This window comes from Neptuniibacter sp. QD37_11 (genome assembly GCF_047778105.1).
Lineage (GTDB): Bacteria > Pseudomonadota > Gammaproteobacteria > Pseudomonadales > Balneatricaceae > Neptuniibacter.
In genome coordinates, this window is the sequence record NZ_CP180552.1 from 1,719,143 (window position 1) to 1,737,330 (window position 18,188).

The 18,188-nt window shown below is 41.9% G+C and carries 23 protein-coding genes and 3 tRNA genes; 16 read left to right on the top strand and 10 right to left on the bottom strand.

The genetic code is table 11. The features are described from left to right. Window positions 1-38 precede the first annotated feature (38 nt). The 5 genes from ACMXYT_RS07875 to ACMXYT_RS07895 all read right to left on the bottom strand — a co-directional run bounded on the left by ACMXYT_RS07875 (window position 39) and on the right by ACMXYT_RS07895 (window position 2,170). Window positions 39-350, bottom strand: a complete 312-nt coding sequence (locus ACMXYT_RS07875) for a TusE/DsrC/DsvC family sulfur relay protein (RefSeq protein WP_415901057.1) — start codon at window positions 348-350, stop codon at window positions 39-41. A 1-nt stretch (window position 351) separates the two neighbouring features. Beyond that, entirely contained in the window at window positions 352-648 is a 297-nt protein-coding gene (tusB, locus tag ACMXYT_RS07880; protein WP_415901058.1) for a sulfurtransferase complex subunit TusB, read from the bottom strand. A gap of 1 nt (window position 649) precedes the next feature. Continuing rightward, window positions 650-1,015: a sulfurtransferase complex subunit TusC gene (gene tusC / locus ACMXYT_RS07885; protein ID WP_415912166.1), complete on the bottom strand. Its 366-nt coding sequence runs from the start codon at window positions 1,013-1,015 to the stop codon at window positions 650-652. A 2-nt stretch (window positions 1,016-1,017) separates the two neighbouring features. Then, window positions 1,018-1,410: a sulfurtransferase complex subunit TusD gene (gene tusD / locus ACMXYT_RS07890; protein ID WP_415901060.1), complete on the bottom strand. Its 393-nt coding sequence runs from the start codon at window positions 1,408-1,410 to the stop codon at window positions 1,018-1,020. Window positions 1,411-1,489: 79 nt separating this feature from the next. Further along, entirely contained in the window at window positions 1,490-2,170 is a 681-nt protein-coding gene (locus ACMXYT_RS07895) for a Bax inhibitor-1/YccA family protein (protein WP_415901061.1), read from the bottom strand. Between the two features lie 127 nt (window positions 2,171-2,297). Here ACMXYT_RS07895 and ACMXYT_RS07900 point away from each other — a divergent pair, with 127 nt between their 5' ends. The 3 genes from ACMXYT_RS07900 (at window position 2,298) to ACMXYT_RS07910 (ending at window position 5,196) form a co-directional block, all read left to right on the top strand. Continuing rightward, complete coding sequence (locus ACMXYT_RS07900; RefSeq protein WP_415901062.1) at window positions 2,298-3,050, top strand: pseudouridine synthase; 753 nt, start codon at window positions 2,298-2,300, stop codon at window positions 3,048-3,050. Window positions 3,051-3,219: 169 nt separating this feature from the next. After that, window positions 3,220-3,972, top strand: a complete 753-nt coding sequence (gene mtnN, locus ACMXYT_RS07905) for a 5'-methylthioadenosine/S-adenosylhomocysteine nucleosidase (protein WP_415901063.1) — start codon at window positions 3,220-3,222, stop codon at window positions 3,970-3,972. Between the two features lie 45 nt (window positions 3,973-4,017). Further along, complete coding sequence (locus ACMXYT_RS07910; protein WP_415901064.1) at window positions 4,018-5,196, top strand: pyridoxal-phosphate-dependent aminotransferase family protein; 1,179 nt, start codon at window positions 4,018-4,020, stop codon at window positions 5,194-5,196. Window positions 5,197-5,228: 32 nt separating this feature from the next. On the opposite strand, the gene ACMXYT_RS07915 is transcribed toward ACMXYT_RS07910, so the two are convergent. After that, on the bottom strand, window positions 5,229-5,717 hold the full coding sequence (locus ACMXYT_RS07915) for a TlpA disulfide reductase family protein (protein ID WP_415901065.1): 489 nt from the start codon (window positions 5,715-5,717) through the stop codon (window positions 5,229-5,231). A gap of 138 nt (window positions 5,718-5,855) precedes the next feature. Here ACMXYT_RS07915 and ACMXYT_RS07920 point away from each other — a divergent pair, with 138 nt between their 5' ends. Then, window positions 5,856-6,731: an NAD(P)-dependent oxidoreductase gene (locus ACMXYT_RS07920; RefSeq protein ID WP_415901066.1), complete on the top strand. Its 876-nt coding sequence runs from the start codon at window positions 5,856-5,858 to the stop codon at window positions 6,729-6,731. A 115-nt stretch (window positions 6,732-6,846) separates the two neighbouring features. Further along, the gene (locus ACMXYT_RS07925) at window positions 6,847-6,978 is read left to right on the top strand and encodes a hypothetical protein (protein ID WP_415901067.1); all 132 of its coding nucleotides are present in this window, start codon (window positions 6,847-6,849) and stop codon (window positions 6,976-6,978) included. A 49-nt stretch (window positions 6,979-7,027) separates the two neighbouring features. Here ACMXYT_RS07925 and ACMXYT_RS07930 read toward each other — a convergent pair whose 3' ends face one another. Then, the gene (locus ACMXYT_RS07930) at window positions 7,028-7,822 is read right to left on the bottom strand and encodes a DUF1853 family protein (RefSeq protein ID WP_415901068.1); all 795 of its coding nucleotides are present in this window, start codon (window positions 7,820-7,822) and stop codon (window positions 7,028-7,030) included. Window positions 7,823-7,956: 134 nt separating this feature from the next. On the opposite strand from ACMXYT_RS07930, the gene ACMXYT_RS07935 reads away from it, so the two are divergent. The 7 genes from ACMXYT_RS07935 (at window position 7,957) to ACMXYT_RS07965 (ending at window position 11,966) form a co-directional block, all read left to right on the top strand. After that, on the top strand, window positions 7,957-8,262 hold the full coding sequence (locus ACMXYT_RS07935; protein WP_415901069.1) for an excinuclease ABC subunit C: 306 nt from the start codon (window positions 7,957-7,959) through the stop codon (window positions 8,260-8,262). A gap of 3 nt (window positions 8,263-8,265) precedes the next feature. Then, on the top strand, window positions 8,266-10,107 hold the full coding sequence (uvrC, locus tag ACMXYT_RS07940) for an excinuclease ABC subunit UvrC (protein WP_415901070.1): 1,842 nt from the start codon (window positions 8,266-8,268) through the stop codon (window positions 10,105-10,107). 7 nt (window positions 10,108-10,114) lie between these two features. Continuing rightward, on the top strand, window positions 10,115-10,663 hold the full coding sequence (pgsA, locus tag ACMXYT_RS07945) for a CDP-diacylglycerol--glycerol-3-phosphate 3-phosphatidyltransferase (RefSeq protein WP_415901071.1): 549 nt from the start codon (window positions 10,115-10,117) through the stop codon (window positions 10,661-10,663). Window positions 10,664-10,753: 90 nt separating this feature from the next. Next, window positions 10,754-10,828: transfer RNA gene (locus ACMXYT_RS07950), tRNA-Gly, on the top strand. A gap of 22 nt (window positions 10,829-10,850) precedes the next feature. Continuing rightward, a tRNA-Cys gene (locus ACMXYT_RS07955) sits at window positions 10,851-10,924 on the top strand. A 6-nt stretch (window positions 10,925-10,930) separates the two neighbouring features. Then, window positions 10,931-11,017 (top strand) — tRNA-Leu (locus ACMXYT_RS07960). A gap of 442 nt (window positions 11,018-11,459) precedes the next feature. Next, window positions 11,460-11,966: a hypothetical protein gene (locus ACMXYT_RS07965; protein WP_415912167.1), complete on the top strand. Its 507-nt coding sequence runs from the start codon at window positions 11,460-11,462 to the stop codon at window positions 11,964-11,966. A 70-nt stretch (window positions 11,967-12,036) separates the two neighbouring features. Here the strand turns inward: ACMXYT_RS07965 and gap are convergent, their stop codons facing one another. Next, window positions 12,037-13,047 (bottom strand): type I glyceraldehyde-3-phosphate dehydrogenase, encoded by a 1,011-nt coding sequence (gap, locus tag ACMXYT_RS07970; protein ID WP_415901073.1) that lies wholly within the window; start codon window positions 13,045-13,047, stop codon window positions 12,037-12,039. A 131-nt stretch (window positions 13,048-13,178) separates the two neighbouring features. Here gap and ACMXYT_RS07975 point away from each other — a divergent pair, with 131 nt between their 5' ends. From ACMXYT_RS07975 to ACMXYT_RS07990, 4 genes are all read left to right on the top strand, one after another. After that, window positions 13,179-13,859 carry a DNA-binding protein gene (locus tag ACMXYT_RS07975; protein ID WP_415901074.1) on the top strand — a complete coding sequence of 227 codons (681 nt, stop codon included), beginning with the start codon at window positions 13,179-13,181 and terminating at the stop codon, window positions 13,857-13,859. Between the two features lie 154 nt (window positions 13,860-14,013). Beyond that, window positions 14,014-14,463: a response regulator gene (locus ACMXYT_RS07980; RefSeq protein WP_415901075.1), complete on the top strand. Its 450-nt coding sequence runs from the start codon at window positions 14,014-14,016 to the stop codon at window positions 14,461-14,463. 85 nt (window positions 14,464-14,548) lie between these two features. Beyond that, on the top strand, window positions 14,549-15,220 hold the full coding sequence (locus ACMXYT_RS07985; protein WP_415901076.1) for a response regulator: 672 nt from the start codon (window positions 14,549-14,551) through the stop codon (window positions 15,218-15,220). 28 nt (window positions 15,221-15,248) lie between these two features. Then, window positions 15,249-15,530 (top strand): hypothetical protein, encoded by a 282-nt coding sequence (locus ACMXYT_RS07990; RefSeq protein ID WP_415912168.1) that lies wholly within the window; start codon window positions 15,249-15,251, stop codon window positions 15,528-15,530. A gap of 585 nt (window positions 15,531-16,115) precedes the next feature. Here the strand turns inward: ACMXYT_RS07990 and ACMXYT_RS07995 are convergent. Together ACMXYT_RS07995 and ACMXYT_RS08000 are read right to left on the bottom strand one after the other, a co-directional pair. Beyond that, on the bottom strand, window positions 16,116-17,738 hold the full coding sequence (locus tag ACMXYT_RS07995; RefSeq protein ID WP_415912169.1) for an SAVED domain-containing protein: 1,623 nt from the start codon (window positions 17,736-17,738) through the stop codon (window positions 16,116-16,118). Continuing rightward, window positions 17,725-18,171, bottom strand: coding sequence for a Mov34/MPN/PAD-1 family protein (locus ACMXYT_RS08000; RefSeq protein WP_415912170.1), 447 nt, complete (start codon window positions 18,169-18,171; stop codon window positions 17,725-17,727). The genes ACMXYT_RS07995 and ACMXYT_RS08000 overlap by 14 nt, the downstream gene beginning before the upstream one ends. Window positions 18,172-18,188 lie beyond the last annotated feature (17 nt).

Here is an 18,188-nt window from a genome sequence, read left to right on the forward strand (position 1 = left end):
TAATTATTTCAGCTGGATGGAGTGAATTTATTTAATATCTATAGGCAGTTATCCGGTTTTGGTAAGCCGGAAATCTTGGCGATCAATTTCGCAGGACTGCCTGGAAATAGCTTCATTAGGTAGATGCTTTTCCCTTTGTCTTTGCCTAGCTTTAGTGAAACCGCTTTCACTAAAGGACGCATTGCAGGGGAAAGCTGATATTGTTCGTAGAAATCACGAATAATATTGATGATCTCCCAATGATCTTGGGTCAATGTAAGACCCTCTGAGTCAGCTATTGAATGAGCAACGGTCTCATTCCAGTCGTCTAAGTTTCTGAGATAGCCTTCTTCATCAAATTCGATAGTCATATTAAAACCAGCTAACAACTTTGTTCATTTTGCAGCTTAGTTCTACAAACTGCTCATCTGTTGCCAGTGTAAAACGAGTGCTGAGTTTATCAGTTAGGCCGCGTGCGCTTACATCAGGCTCTAAGGCAAAGAGTTTACAGCTCTCAGGTAAGTCAGAGAAAAGTGAAGCGTTAGCAGATAGCGCGGCATAGACGCCGTCTTCAATTACTAGAACGGTGTCTTTGTCTTTAACGCTCGCAAGCATTCTGTTTAAAAGTTGCGTGTTGTTATGAGATTTATTCAGCAGATGTAAAATCATATTAGAACGTCAATACAGTATCGTGGCTATCAAGTAGTTTGCTTAGGTCGTTCCGAGAGATAATTTGAACGGGCAAACCTAGATCAGTTTCTGAAAGGGCGTTAGCTTCAAGATCTTCAGCGCAAACAAATATCTGATCAATATCGTACATGGGTAATGCGCTTAACATTGACTCAATGTTCTTGTGGCCAGTTTGCTGGGTATTGTGGCTTTTGAGAAGCTGGAACAAACCATCACCTAAAAAAGCCAAACTAACCGGCATTTCGAAAATGGAGCAGGTTAAAGCGACATCCAATGCTTCACGTGCGTAACTTGTGCCATAAGGCGCATGCTGATTCAGGATTAAAACTGATTTTTTATCACTCATCATTAAGCCCCAAATGTAACGACGCGATCTGAAACGGCAATAGCTTCAGCTAGTTGGCCAAGACCGGACAATTCAAAGCCTTTGGAAATGTTTCCACACGGTTTTTCATATCGCTTAGCTTCATTGTCATCTAGTACGCCTCGCTTAACTGCCGCAGCGATGCAGACAACAAGGTCTAGATCGTGTTCGGTTGCCAAGGCTTGCCACTCTCTAGGTAAATGGGTTTCATCCTGTGGTGGGGCGATTAGAGAGTTAGCGAGATTAACCCCATCGGCATAAAAGAACACTCGATACAGCTCATGGCCTTGCTGCAAGAGTGTTTTAGCATAACGTAATGCTGTCACAGCCGATTGACTGCTAGAGGGTGAGGCCTGAATAACTATTGAGAATTTCATTGAATTGCTAAAGCCTATAACTAAAAAGCCCCGCAATCTTAACAAAGAAAGCGGGGCTTTTTATAGATTTACGAACTACTTAGTCGTCACTCATGAAACCTAATAGGCTCATTAAATGAACGAATAGGTTGTATATGTTTAGATAAAGACTAACTGTAGCCATGATATAGTTTGTATATACACCATTAACAATGTTGCTTGTGTCATACAGAATCATGCCGCACATCAAAAGAACTACAAGGGCAGAGAAGGCAAGGTGAAGAGCTGGCATGTGAACACCGAAAAGAGGCAATACAAACAATGCCACCATTGCGATAAGCGCAACCATCATACCAGCAGATAAAAAGCCACCCATGAAACTGAAGTCTTTCTTACTCGTCAATACATAAGCAGAAAGGCCGAAGAAGGTTAGGGCTGTCATAGCGAAAGCTGTGGTTACAATTTCGCCGCCGTTAGCAAGGCCTAAGTAGCGATTGATAATTGCACCAAGGCCAAATCCCATTAAGCCTGTAAAGGCAAATACTAGAGGTAGCGCGGCTGCGCTGTTTTGCTTTTTATTTAGAATGAAAAGCATTACAAAGCCTAAAATGACAGAGCCTAAGTAAGCAATCATAGGTGCTTGAACAAGCATTGCAATGCCAGCTGTAATGGCGCTTACAACCATTGTCATGGCTAGCAGCATGTATGTGTTACGAATGACTTTGTTCGTCTGCAGTACGGACTGTTCGGAACGAGCATCGTAAGTATTTACGTTACGCATGATATCCTCGAAAAAGATTTCCCTATTAAGTTTCTCTATATATAAGTATTTTAGTCGGTTTTTCAAGCCCTTTACATAGTTTTAGTGGGGGGTAGAATCTCCCGCTCATACTGAAACGACCTTTGTTATGACTGATCTTGATATTCTCTTTGAAGACGAGCATTTAATTGCAGTAAATAAGCCTTCTGGTTTGTTGGTTCACCCAAGCTGGATCGCACCTCGTGGTACACCTAATTTAGCGTCCATGCTGAAAAACTATTTCGATGGTGGTAGTCCTTACACCATTCATCGTTTAGATCGACCAACCTCTGGGGTTATTTTATTTGGCAAAAACAAAGAGATAGCGCAACAAATGAATCTAATCTTTGCAGAAAGAAAGATTAGTAAGACCTATCTCTGTATGTGTCGTGGCTACACTCCAGAGCAAGATGTGATCGATTATGCGCTGAAAGAGCAGCTAGACAAAATTGCTGATAAGCACGCAAATCAAGATAAAGAACCTCAAGAAGCTGTCTCAAATTATAAGCGTTTAGGGATGGTTGAGATTGATATGCCGGTAGGGCGGTATGAAAGATCGCGTTACTCATTGGTGGAAGTTAAGCCGGAAACAGGAAGAAAGCACCAAATCCGTCGTCATATGAAGCATATCTTTCATCCAATCGCGGGTGATACCAAACACGGTGACAATAAACATAACAAAGCTTTAAAGCAGGAATTCGATCTTCAGCGCTTGATGCTAATGGCGACTGAGCTGGAGTTTATTCACCCTGTAACAGAACAAACTCTAAAACTAACTGCACCAGTCGATGAATATTGTGATCAATTGTTTAGCGGCTTTGGTTGGTCAGGATTGTACCCAATAGGTAAAACTGAGCCTTAGCAATAGCCTGTACTAAATCAATTAATATCTATTTATTTGAGGCTTGAGCGCAATTTAACGGTCATAAGCCAGTATTCATGGGGATTGGGGCTAGGTTTTTTATAAAAGCTATGCTCTAATCGCGCATTATTAAGATGGTAATTACGGCCTTTTTAGACGGTAAACATTGATGACCCAAGAACAAAGCATTTCCGCGCTACTTTCTCAGAAAAACGGCAACATTCGTATCGGTATTATCGGTGCAATGGATGAAGAGGTGGAGCTGTTAAAAGCTGCACTGGAAGAGAGAGAAGACCACGAAATAGCTGGGTACTTACTTTTTACAGGTAAGTTACATGGACACGATATCGTTTTGCTTAAATCTGGTATCGGTAAAGTCAACGCGGCTATTGGAACTACTATTCTTCTTCAGGCATTTAAACCTGATTGTGTTATCAATACAGGCTCTGCTGGTGGTTATGATCCAGAGCTCAATGTTGGTGATATCGTAATTTCTTCTGAAATTCGTCATCACGATGTGGATTTAACTGTATTTGGCTACGAATATGGCCAAGTGCCACGTCAGCCTGCAGCATTTACTCCAGACGCGACTTTGGCAAAGGTCGCTGAGCGTTGTATAGAACGCATGGACGGCATGAAAACGACTCGTGGTTTGATCTGTACGGGCGATCAGTTCATGAACGACCCTGAGCGAGTAGAGCGCAAACGCAAATTGTTCCCTGAGATGAAAGCTGTTGAGATGGAAGCTGCTGCGATTGCTCAAACTTGTCATCAATTTAATACGCCGTTCATCGTGATTCGTGCTTTGTCAGACATTGCAGGTAAAGAGTCTGGCGTGTCATTCGACCAATTTCTTGTGACTGCAGCTAAACATTCTGCAGAAATGATCATCGCAATGATTGATGAGTTGGCTTCCAACTGATACAAATAAGGCCTTTGTAACATGTAGCAATTATAAGGGCCTTAAATGACTACCTCTTTTTACCCACCTGTTCGTACCCTGATGGGCCCTGGACCATCAGATGTAAGCCCTCGAGTTCTTTCGGCGATGGCTCGCCCAACAATCGGTCACCTTGATCCTGAATTTATCCGCATGATGGATGAGATTAAAGTGATGCTGAAAAACCTCTTCAAAACTGAAAACGAATTAACAATGCCTGTGTCTGCACCTGGTTCTGCAGGAATGGAAGCATGCTTTGTTAACTTGGTTGAGCCGGGTGATAAGGTGATCGTCTGCCAAAACGGTGTTTTTGGCGGTCGTATGAAAGAGAATGTAGAGCGTTTTGGTGGCGAATGCATTCTTGTTCAAGATGAATGGGGTCAGCCTGTGGATCTTGAAAAGGTTAAAGCAGCGTTTGCAGACAATGAAAATGTTAAAGCTTTGGCTTTTGTTCACGCAGAAACATCTACGGGTGTTCGTTCTGATGCAAAAGCGCTTTGTGAGATAGCTCAGGCTAACGGTGCTCTTACTATTGTTGATGCTGTAACGTCTCTTGGCGGTGTAGAAGTTGACGTTGATGGCTGGGGTATTGATGCAATTTACTCCGGTACACAGAAGTGCCTTTCTTGTCCTCCTGGTATCTCTCCAGTGAGTTTTAGTCAGAAAGCAGTTGAGGCTATCCAAAACCGTACAAGCTCAGTTCCTAGCTGGTTCTTAGATACGAACCTTGTAATGGGTTACTGGGGTGGTGGTGGAAAGCGTGCTTATCATCACACTGCGCCTGTGAACTCTCTATATGCGCTTCATGAAGCTCTAGTAATGCTAGAAGAAGAAGGGCTTGAAAATGCTTGGGCTCGTCATCAGAAGTTGCATTTGGCACTGCGTGCGGGTCTTGAAGCAATGGGCATTGGTTTCCTAGTTGATGAAGACTGTCGCCTGCCACAGCTTAACTCTGTCATCATTCCTGAAGGCGTTGATGATGCTGCTGTGCGTACTGCGCTACTCAAAAATTACAATCTAGAGATTGGTGCGGGTCTTGGTGCTTTGGCTGGTAAAGTATGGCGTATCGGTTTGATGGGTACTGCATGTACTCAGCGCAATGTTATGCTGTGCCTTGACGCTCTAGAAAACACACTTGCTGAGATGGATGCGCCAATCAAAATTGGGGTTGCAGCTCAAGCAGCAGTTGCGGTATTGGCTGAATAAGTTTTTAAAGCCATGGATCATCGATCCATGGCTTAATTTAAAGTCTTACTAATCAACGCAATAGATTCAGGGTGATCCCACTCTTTCCCGCCAAGAATTGTTTCAATCAATTTTCCCTCTTTATCGAACAATAACGTCATTGGCAGTCCTTTAATCCCAAATTCATTAAAAGAACGATTTTTCTCATCGAGTAAGATAGTGAAAGTTAATTCGGTATCCAGCTCCATTAAAAAACTCGAAACAGATACAGAATCCTCACCGGCATTTATAGCCACAATCTCAAATTCTTGATCGGCAAAATGCTCCTGCAGCCTTTGCATTGATGGCATCTCTTTAATGCATGGCGGACACCAAGTTGCCCAGAAGTTAAGTAGAACGACTTTTCCTTTGTAATTCGCCAAAGAAACCATTTCATGGTCTGTGTTTTGAAAACTCAGTTTATAGAGTTCGCTTTGTGCTAACGCATTGGCAGAAGTCGCAAACAGAAAAATGGAAATAAGTGTTGATTTTAAGAAGGACATAAATAGCTCTCGTTAAATACAGGGCAAGATGATAGCAAAATAGCGATTTAAAAAGTACGAGATGGTGTTTGCTGTTCCATCCTTTATACTCTGAGCCTATAAAGAATAAAACAGTTCAATCTAGATGGGATAATAAGAATGAAAGTTGCATTTATAGGTTTGGGTGTCATGGGATACCCGATGGCAGGGCATTTAGCACAGGCAGGTCACGATGTTACGGTTTACAACCGCACAACAGCTAAATCAGAGGCATGGATTGAGGACTATAAAGGCAGCTTTGCTTTAACACCTGCAATGGCTGCTCAGGGTGCAGATATCGTGTTTACCTGTGTCGGCAATGATAATGATTTAAGAGCTGTGACATCAGGCGAGCAGGGTGTATTAAGCTCTATGCAAGCTGGTTCAATTTTGGTGGATCACACTACTGCATCTGCTGAAGTTGCTAGAGAGCTATCGGAACTGGCAGGAGAGCAAGGCGTAGGCTTTTTTGATGCTCCAGTTTCAGGAGGTCAGGCAGGTGCGGAGAATGGCGTTTTAAGTATTATGGTAGGTGGTAATGCTGCCAACTTTTCTGTTGTTGAGCCAGTTATGGATTGTTATGCAAAATCTACTCGTTTGCTAGGTGAGGCTGGCTCTGGTCAGTTAGCGAAAATGGTAAATCAGATTTGCATAGCTGGGTTAGTCCAAGGCTTAGCTGAAGGTGTGCATTTTGCAAAAGCTGCTGGTTTAGATGCAGCCCAGGTGTTCGATGTAATTCAGCATGGTGCAGCAGGTTCTTGGCAAATGGTTAATCGCCACCAAACCATGATTGAGGATGAGTATGATTTTGGATTTGCTGTTGATTGGATGCGTAAAGATCTAAATATTGTTCTAGATGAATCCAGAAAAAATGGTGCTAGATTGCCGGTTACGGCTTTGGTAGATCAGTTTTACGCGGATGTTCAGCAAATGGGTGGAGGGCGTTGCGATACCTCAAGTCTGTTGATGCGTTTAGAGGGTGACAGCAAAAAATAACCATTATTTTTCAATGGTTTTTATGGGCCATAGATGGATAGACACAGGCTGTTAGCTCTATATAATTGCCCCCGATATTTCTTTATTACTACTACAAAATATCTAGGACAGTTCTATGGATAAATATAACCTAATCTCTGTTGCTCCGAGCTTAGTCATCGTTGCGTGCATGATTGTTGGCACTTTTGTTGGCATCAAAGTACTTAAAAAGATGATTGCTAAAGACGCAGCTGCTGCAGAAAAGTAAGCTTTTGCTTTAGCCGGGTATCTCGCTTAGATGCTCGGCTAACTTCTATCTACCATTCGTTCGGCACCACAAACCCACGATCTAACTCTTCCCCTTTTTTATTAAATCTAGCCACAAGAGTGGGCCTGTCGGCTTTTAACAGCTCTGCCTCAAATTCGGCATAATCCAAAAGTTTTGAGTGATCAGCAATCAGCCAATAAGGCTTATGCATAATGCTGTAAAAGTCTGGGCTTTTAACCTGGTTAATCTCATTCTGCCTAAGCCACCAGCCTTGGAGGTGATTGGGATTAATTGCAGGGTGAAGTTCTATTTTAGAACCAAACTCAGCAAAAGGATGGAATAGGTAACCCTGCATTAGCATGACGAAAATCACAGGGGATAAACCCTCGCTTTTACACGCTAGGATGCCTTGAGGGGTTTTAGATATTTTAAGTTGATGTTCTACCATCCTCTCGTATTTTATATCTAACCGATCCCTCTTTCCTGGGCCAATAAAATCTGCAAGCTTGGTGCCTGAACCTGTTCTTAAATAGTATTTAATTGCACATTCTAGATGGAAGTCCCCCCTTGATGAATCGCCTATAAAATCGAGTTCACCCAAAGTGACTTTATTATCAAAAACCTTAATATTTCTTTTAATATCATATAAATGAGTGTCATTGTTGAGAATGTGGTTGACTATGTTTTCGTAATATCCGCCAAGGTTTCTTGCTGTAAATCTTAATCTGTTAACTACTACTGATTTGGGCTGATCTGCACTAATAAGGTCATGAAACGGAATATAGCTATTCGGCACGTTTATCAAAGAAGGGCTGCTTAAAACCCAGTCTATATCGTTATCCATGCGCAGTGCTCTTTTAAGTAGATGAAATAAGGAACAGTCGATTCGTCGTAATCTAAGACTTTCCTTTTTACATCAACTGTTGAAATGCTTAAAGTATGCTGCAAATACGATGGGATTATAAATAAGGGTATACAATGACCAGATCAGCAGATAATAACGTCCCTTTAAGCGAACAAAACCGTGATGTTCTGTTATCAGAATCAGATATTAATAATATTTTGGTTAATGGTGCACAAATCTCATTAACTAAACTTCGTAAAGCACAAAGTACTGACGCTCAGCTTTGCTACTACGCAGAAATAGGTGTTTACCTGGAGGTATCGCTTTCGCGCGGGGCGGGTATTACTGAGTCGACTATGGAGACTCTGCAAGAAATTCATAGAATTGCTACGCATGAATACATGGATAACCGTAAGCTATTGTCCAAGGTAGAACAGTAAGCAGTGTCAGAAAATACCCCATCCGAAACATTTGATGCCAGCGCCTTTTTGAAGCAACTCACAAAAAGGCCTGGAATCTACCAAATGTACGATGCAGACAATGGGCTTCTGTACATTGGAAAAGCCAAAAACCTTAAAAACAGAGTTTCTAGTTACTTCCGCTCTTCAGGTCTCAGTATCAAGACTCGTGCGTTGGTTGCGAAGATAGCTGATGTTCAGGTCACTATCACTAACAGTGAAACCGAAGCGTTATTGCTTGAGCAAAACCTGATTAAGCAGCACAGGCCGCCTTATAATATTCTTCTGCGTGACGATAAATCGTACCCATATATCTTCGTTTCAGATAAAGATGATTATCCTGCGGTGCGATTTAGCCGAGGCGCCAAGCGTAAAAGCGGTAAATATTTTGGACCGTTCCCAAGCGGAGGGGCTGTACGTGACAGCCTGAACCTGCTACAGAAGATCTTTAAGATACGCCAGTGCGATGATAGTTTTTACAAAAACCGATCGCGTCCTTGTCTTCAGTATCAAATCAAAAGATGCACGGCGCCTTGTGTAAAAGCGATCTCTAAAGAGGATTATCAAGACGATATCCGTCATGCTTCTATGTTTTTAGATGGCAAAAACACCAAGGTTATGGATGAAATTGCTAGCCAGATGGAGGCTGCTTCAGTTGACCTTGAGTTTGAAAAGGCTGCGTTATATAGAGATCAACTTATTAGTTTGCAGAAAGTACAAGAGCAGCAGTATGTAACTGGCATGCAAGGTGAGGCCGATGTTATTGGCTGCTCGGTTCAGCCTGGTGGTGTCTGCATACATATGCTGTTTGTCCGAGGCGGAAGAATTATCGGAAGTAAGGCTCACTACCCCAAGGTATCCATCGAAGAAACGTCGAGCGAAATTGTTTCAGCTTTTGTAGCTCAATGGTATTTAGGTTCGCAAAGAGAAATACCCTCCTATATTGTTTTGCCAAGCGAAGTTGAAGATAAAGATTGCTTGCAGCAAGCGATAGAGGAATCATCAAACAAAAAGGTAACGCTGTCTCATACGGTCAGAGGCGAGCGGGCAGCATGGCAGAAACTTGCTAATACCAATGCTGAGCAGCAGTTAGGTAGTTATTTAGCTAACAAAAAGAATATCTATAACCGTTATCTAGAACTGCAAAGTGTTTTAGATCTTGATGAGGTTCCACAACGGTTAGAGTGTTTCGATATAAGTCACAGCTCTGGTGAGGCAACAGTTGCTTCATGTGTGGTGTTTGATAGAAATGGTCCTCTCAAATCGGATTACAGACATTTTAATATAGAAGGTATTACTCCAGGTGATGACTATGCCGCAATGCATCAGGCCCTGCTGAGACGTTACACGCGTCTAAAGAAAGGTGAGGGGAAATTACCTGATATTTTGTTAATCGATGGTGGTAAAGGCCAAGTTACTCAAGCGATGGAAGTGCTAGATGAGCTGAGCATATCCGACGTTTTAGTGATTGGTGTGGCTAAAGGGCCTACACGTAAGGCTGGCTTTGAAGTACTTATTTCAGGCGATACGGGTGAAGAAACAGTATTAGAAAGCAGCTCGGCTGCGTTGCATCTAATTCAACACATACGTGATGAAGCGCACAGGTTTGCTATTACCGGACATCGTGCTCGAAGAGGCAAGGCTAGAAAACGCTCAGTGTTAGAAGATATACCCGGTGTTGGTCCTAAGCGTAGAAGAGAGCTGCTTAGACATTTTGGTGGAATCCAAGAAGTAGAGCGCGCCAGTGTTGAAGAAATTGCAAAAGTCTCTACCATAAGCAAAACAATTGCCGAAGAAATCTATGCGGCACTCCATCCTGATATTTGAATGCCAGATGAATATACCCAATATACTTACATCGTTACGTATTGTTTTAATTCCTGTCTTTGTGCTGATCTTCTATTTGCCTTATAGCTGGGCACCTATTGCTACAGGCGTGGTATTTGCCGTTGCTGGCTTTACTGATTGGCTGGATGGATATTTAGCTAGAAAGTTGAATCAAACCTCTCCCTTTGGTGCTTTCTTGGATCCTGTTGCGGATAAGTTAATGGTAGCTATATCTCTGGCTCTATTAGTTGAAAGCTATGCGTCATGGTGGATCACAATTCCGTCGATCGTAATTATCGGTAGAGAGATTGTAATATCAGCTCTACGTGAGTGGATGGCTGAAGTGGGGCAGAGAGCGAGTGTGGCTGTCTCTTATATCGGGAAGGTAAAAACAGCACTACAGATGCTGGCGATTATGCTCATGATTGTTACAGAGCCCTACACGACAATATCGATTGCAGGGATTGTTGCACTGTATCTAGCAGCAGCATTAACTTTATGGTCTATGTATCAGTACCTTAGAGCTTCTTGGCCTGCTTTATCTGAACAGATGTAAGTGGTTAATAATTAAGCAGATTTTTTTATAAAATATGTGTTGACTTATAAATGGGGCTCTCTATAATACGCACCACATTGTTACAGCAGAGCGGGAATAGCTCAGTGGTAGAGCACAACCTTGCCAAGGTTGGGGTCGCGAGTTCGAACCTCGTTTCCCGCTCCAAATTCTAAAGTAACAATATTGAGGCGCGGTGGCAGAGTGGTCATGCAGCGGACTGCAACTCCGTGTACGCCGGTTCGATTCCGACCCGCGCCTCCATCTTCTGCCCGGGTGGTGAAATTGGTAGACACAGGAGACTTAAAATCTCCCGCTCGCAAGAGTGTACCGGTTCGAGTCCGGTCCCGGGCACCACTTCTGGTAATCACTTCCATAGATTTATCTTCAATGCTTATATAGATTTTACGTTAGTTTTTCGTTACCTGCGTACGTCTTTCTATTTGTGGTGCGAGGTCCTACAAAAAACTTCCTATCCTAACTATTTGATTCTTAATCTGTTTTGTCAGCCAGTTTATTTTTCATGTTGATATACCTATCTTCTATCCATGTGATTTATATGGTGTTTTTTAAAGGTGTTTCATGAATGCGCCTCAAGCCCTTATTGGCGGGCCTTAATGGATATTGCATTGTTTGAATTGATGTCTATTGTTACTGTTATTAAGTGAATAGCCTTGCTATATATAGGGTTGGTTGTTTTTGCTTAAGGGATCAGCGCAGTCAACGAGATAGTCATTGCTATACTTAAATGACATCGAGGGATATAAGCAACACGCAGGAAAGGGGGTTTAGAGATATTATGACAGATCTTCCGAAAGGTATATTTATACTGGCTGTTGCTGGTGTTATCGGGTATCAGGCAATCAAAGCGCTTGATATGGATTATCTTGCTCAGTCGCCGAGCTCTCCTTCAACTGCGAATAAGGCTGCAAAAGGTCCTTTAAATGACGCTGATAAAGTAGAGGCTGTATTGGCAGGTGCTGATCCTACTGATGTATTTAAGCCAGCTGCAGCTGGTAAAAAGCTTTCGGTTGTTTGTGATAGTGGCTATATCGCAGGCGATATTAATAAGAACCGCTATTCCAAAATTAGTTATGCCTCTATCACTGAGCGAGGAATAACCTACATTCAAGTTTCACGTTACTCACCAACCTATCTTGTCCAAGAGCACTATCAAGCTGTAACGGCAACGGAAGTAAGTAAGGTGCCTCACAGAATAAAAGCAGCGCTGAAAGCCAAAATTAGCAACCCATACGGATGCAGCTCTCAAGATTTATATCTCTCGCAGATAAATTATCTTAAATAATAAAAGTTATATTTGCTGGAAAAATTAAGCCCTTCACTAAGCATGAAGGGCTTAGTTTTTTATGGTTGTCTTAATTTGAGATTTGGTGAATTAGCTGGGCTGTATCAAGCATTCGATTTGAGAAACCCCACTCGTTGTCATACCACGCGAAAACCTTAATGGTGTTTTCGTGGGTCATGGTTTGGGTGGCATCAAAAATACAGGATTCGGGTCTGTGATTGAAATCGATGGAGACCAGGGGTTCGTGATTGCATGCAACGATTCCTACGTAGTTATTGTCTGCTTCCCTTTGGATTAAGTCGTTTAGCTCGCTTGCTGAGCAGTGGTTCTTTAGTGTTGCGCTGAGATCAACGAGGGATACGTTTGAGGTGGGAACGCGGATAGCCATGCCTGATAGCTTTCCTTTAAGCTCAGGTAGGACTAGTCCAACTGCTGCTGCAGCGCCTGTTTTGGTTGGGATCATGGAGCTGGCAGCAGATCTTGCTCTATATAAGTCGCCGCTAAAGGCGTCCATTAAATGCTGATCGTTAGTATAGGCATGTATGGTTGTCATTAAGCCTGACTTGATGCCGTAGTTGTCGTTAATAATCTTGGCTAGAGGGGCTAAGCAGTTTGTTGTGCATGAAGCGTTTGAGATGATGGTGTGATGAGGTTGAATTGAGTCTTGGTTTACACCGTAAACAACGCATGCGTCCGCATCTTTAGATGGCGCTGATATCAAAACCTTTTTGGCGCCGGCCTCTATGTGTTTAGATGCTGAAGCTCTATCCGTAAATAATCCGGTACATTCAAACACAATATCTATATCTAGATCAGCCCAGGGTAGGGCGCTGGTGTCTTTTTCACGAAACACTTTTATGACGTCGCCATTAACGATTAAAGCGTCGTTCTCAGCAATAACTTCATGTCTGAATTGACCGTGAATACTGTCGTATTGCGTTAGGTGTGCATTTACCTGAGGGTCACAAAGGTCGTTGATGGCAACTATCTGTAAATTGTCGCTCAAGTGGGATTCATAAAAGGCTCTGAGGATATTTCTGCCTATTCTGCCGTAACCGTTGATTGCTATTTTTGCCTTCATAGTACTTCCTTATCATGCAGTTAGGGTTACTTTTAGCGTAGCTCATCTAGACATTCCGGCAATATAAAAATTGAAACAAAGCGGCGCGCGTATATAATAATATGTATCATTTGATACATATTTAATATTATATGAAACAGAATACACAGAATTTGGTAAAAGAAACTGCCGATAAGCTGTTGCGTGAAGGCATAAAGCCCACACAGCAGAACATTAGAGATCGAATTGGAACAGGCTCAATTACGACGATAAACAAAGCGTTAAATGTTTGGTGGTCTGAGCTTGGGCTGCGTCTTGATGAGGCTGAGCGAAACCCAGACATTCCAGAGCCGGTTGCCAATACTGCTAACAAGCTTTGGCTACAAGCGCTTGCTTATGCTAATAAGGAGCTCGATTCACAAAGAAGCGCCATGGAAAGCGAGTTTGCTGACAGAGCTAGAAAGCTGTCTAGAGCATCTTCTGCTGACCATGGAGAGTTAAAGGAGCTGAGGGCGCAATGTCTTCGATTGCTGCAAGATAATGAAAGACTCTCAAATGAGAAGGGTGATGGCCTTCTAAAAATCGCAGAGTGCGAAACAAAGCTTATCGAGAGCCACTCAGAGATATCTCGTCTTACAAGAGAGTTGAGGCAGGCAGAGATAATGTCTGAAGGCAGCTCTAATATCGATCAATATATTGAGGTTCAAGTGGAGAATCGCACCCTGCAAGAGGAGAATAAGAGACTCAATAGGGCAATTGATATTCTTACGGGAGAGAAGGCTGAGCTGCAGCTAGAGGTGATAAAATTAAAGCAAATGTTATCGCCTAATTAGAATCCTAAAGTAGTGATGCTATATATTATTAACGATGTTAATCTTCATTAAGCTTTGTGCAAAATTGATTCATAGCTTGCTGAGCATATCTTTAATAAAATAATGCTTGCTACAGGTAAACTAATTTCTATCTATTTATAGGTAACTATCTGAAATGGATATAGTTTTAAGAGAATCAGCACAAGATCAAGAGATTGTTGATGCCTTACATCAATGTGGCCTTGATGATGCTGTGTGCTGTAATAGTGAGCAGGACTTCAAACAGGCTAAGGTTCTTCTTCTTAAAGAAAAGCTAAAGAATGTAACAATTCAGCTTCTTGATGATGATGGCTATGCTATTAAGCAGGTAACAAGTAAGCCCAAAGATCCAAGGATAGCCCGCGAACAGCTTAATGGTAGGCAGGTGGCGGTTGTTAAGGCGCTGGAGAAGGTGCTTAGGCATTGTAAGAAAGAAGGTGTCCAGCTTGTTGGTTATAGTGATGAGTTGGTTGCTTTGCCTGCGCACATTCCAGTTGAAGAAATTTCGAATGCTGGGGCCATGGATGTTGAGAGCTTTGATGTATACAAAGGTGCCGATGCTATCGCGCCTTCAAGTGATATTTAGAATAATAAATTTATATAAATCAGATAATTAGGCCGTAAACTTGAGCTTAAATATCTATGGGCAACCTGGTTATTAGGAAGCGAATATGTCGACCCCAATTAAGATTTTGCTTGTTGATGATCACCCTTTAGTTAGGGCTGGATTTCAACGCCTGCTGATATCTGATGAAAGCATTGAGATTGTAGGGGAGGCAGATAACGGTCAATCGGCTTGTGAGATGTACTCGCAATATGAGCCTGATGTCGTGATTATGGATCTGAATATGCCTGCAGATTCAAATCCTGAAGAGACTGCTTCTAATAATCTGAATGGCGGCCTTGAAGCGATTCGACGAATTATTTCAAAAGACCCAAAAGCAAAAGTGCTGGTATTAACAGCAATGGAGACGGATCCATTTCCAGCTCACGTTGTAAATGCTGGAGCTAAAGGCTTCTTAACCAAAAGGTGCGCTCCTGATGAGCTTTTAGAGGCCGTAAAGGCGATTCATAAAGGTGAGGAGTACATTACCGAAGAGATACGCTCACGAATCAATGGAGACTCTTCTGGCGAATCATCTTTAGGCAGTCTTACAAAGCGTGAATTGCAGATATTCTCGCTGCTGGCCGAAGGCCGGACGGTTGCTATAGTCGCTGAAGAGATGTTTTTGAGCCCTAAAACCATTCATGCTCACCGTACAAACATCTTTAGAAAATTAAAAATTAGCAACAATTCTGAGCTAGTTCACCTCGCAATTCGTCACAACATCGTCCAAGCTTAAGGTAACTCTCTTAAACGAGGTTGCCGATATGAGTGTACTGGACTTTACAGAGTTGCACCTAGAAACCGAGTTTCTTTGGAATGAAATTTCTGTAGGCGATCGCGTAATGCTTGACGCTGATCTATACGAATCCAATAGCTGTAAGCTCCATAAGTACCAGCCTTATGAGGTTCTGGCTAAAATGCACTGTATGGCGCCAGAGCCATCTGTCTTAATCGTCGAGTCTGATGTGACAGGCGAGCTCATAAACCTTCATCCAGCGCTATTGTGTAGCTATCAATCAGCTGAAGTACCCATTACTCATTCATAGCTTTTTTATCCGATTTTGCTTTCGTGCTTTAAATTTAGTCTCCAATTGAGCATATTTTTTTCTAGTTAAGATCTAGGTATTTATTGCTGCAAAAGTAGGTGTTAAATCTAATTTTGTTGGTGTTTACTGACGTCATATTTTTATCAGCTATGAGGCGTTAAGAGTAGCTTTAATTTATGGAAAAGCGAGCACTTGCATAGATTATAGCTATTGGTAACTCACAATATCATACTTCGCATAATATATATTATGTTAAATAGGATGTTTATATATGTAACTAGGTCTATCGCCTTCTTTGTGTAGATACGTGTGAATTCCATCGTAAACGTAAATTAGTTTAATTAAGTTTGGAATTGCTTAGAGGTGCCGTAACTACTTCGTACTTGGAACTTGTAGAGATCTATTGTGAGAAAGCCCATTCCTAACTTACGTAAACTTGCTCTGAAATTGATACTGTAAATTCTCGTGCGGAGAGCTTTGCAAAATACTTATATGTGGGGAAAGTATCGAAAAGAACAACGTAGCGAACGTACCATGACGCTGCTCTTTTCTCTTGTTGTAAATAGATGAGTTTAATAGCGATTATTAAGAACCAACACCTGACACTTTACAGCGCTGTTCTTCATTTTTTAACTTTAAGAATGGCACTAATGCTCTATCTTCAAAATCGTAAACTATGATTTCGGGGTGGTTTGTATCGAATGCTTGACCTAAAAAAACGCAAGCTGCATTTGATGCACAAGGCAACAAATGGACCTGTTGAACTCCATGATTGGAGCTTAAATCTAATAGTAAGCTGTGCATTCCTCTTGTAAACGCCATTCCCTCTATTGGGTGCCCTATTGCGCCATTACCTAATCTTTCAGCTTCCTTTACTGTAACTTCAACTGTTTTTATGCCTGAAGTATTCTTGCTATTAGACAATTGTTCAAATTGTGGAGGTTTAGCTGTCAGCGATATCTGGATTACGATCTCAGTTTCATCATTCCCAAGTTGTTCCATACCTTTAATGTCAAAGAAGTGCCGATTAGGTGCTTCTATCGGCCAACACCACTGACCTCCGTCCCTGTACCGCAGCATGGGCATAATTTCATTTTTGTTCCCTAGCTTTGCGCCTAAGGCTATCAGTGCTGACATAGGCCCAAATGCAAACAAGGCAGAACGGTAGCGATGGGAGTGAAGCTGCATAAGTAATTTGTCTGCAACACTATTAATGATCCCAGGCATTAGTGGCTTTATTAGTGATGGTGATAAATCACGAAGCATTGCCTCGTTGTCACTTAAATCATTCAATGAACTATCAATTCTTTGTTTTGTAACTGCTAAGCATTGACTTATTTGTAGCGGAGATGGAGCGCTGATAGTGTTACGTTGAACTGGCCAAAGAACTGAGTAGACGGGTATTGGTTGGTAAGCGACTCCATCCAATAATTTTTTTACGATAGATATAAAATTTGACCGCATTGCTGCAAGTCGTTCTGCTGGATAGTCGGATTTAGCCACCTTATCAACTAGCCTGTGATGTTTATCACACAGCAGTAACACATTTTGGGGGTTATCTGATAGGAGCCTCGATGCGACAGGGATGCTTCTAGCGCTCTTTTCAGAGGACGCGATATTATGAGCTAGATACGAGAAATTTCCTTCTTCTCCTGTCAATTCATCGAAACCAAGGTCTACACCGCAGCCGTCAAACATACAGCGTCCGTGACTGTCCTGCATGACTTTACGTTTTGTCTCGACACTGAAGTCTTTTCCCCTTCCTGTTTCCCTTGTTTCGGTTTCAACTTTATAAAAAAATTCAAGTACATTGTTTTCATCAAGTTCTACATTTGAACAAGTAGATGAGTCCCATAAAGAAGTAATAACATCAATATCACGAACATCTGTTTTAGAAAAACAGGAGCTTTGATAGTTACGCAATACAACTTTGCCACCTTCTGGAAGTAGCAGATCAATTGCCTCCTTACTTTGGAGACCCTCCTCGCCTTCATTACTAGGTAAAACAAACCTCATTACAGCATTGATGCAGCTTTCCTGTATAAGAAGGATTAGCGTGGAATGAATATCCTTATCTACAAATATGCCGATATCTTTCCACTCAATGCCTTCATTTTTTAACCTTTTCTTATAGGTTTCTATTAAAGCCATATCTTCTAGAGGCGGCTGTAGTGTCTGGATAGCTATGTTTTCTTCAGTCATATTCATTGATTAAATACTCTGCCTTCATTTCCCTAAGGCTGCCATTTGCACTGGTATATATCGTTATAGAATCGGTTCCGACAATAACAAATATTAAGCTTCTATCTGGATTACGTTTGCAGCACGCCTCCCAGTCTTTTATATCTAATTTTGAAGGCTTTGGGTGTGGTTCAGGGTGCGTATGCCATGTACCAATATATGCCAATTGCCCTTGGCTTTGTTTGAAATGTTGATTCACTTTTTCTTGGTGGTAAGGATCAACCAAGGAGAATCTTGTTCTGGTTGACCGATCCAATCCGATTGGCACAGTAACCTCGTTGATAAGATAGTCGTTAGGTTCACTAAATGAACCAATAAGAACACCAAACTGCTCATTATCGGTTAGTTTCTTCTGTTTGTGTTCATCCCATATATCAAGAACCTTTTGCTTAATTCTCACTGTCTGAGTGTCATGTA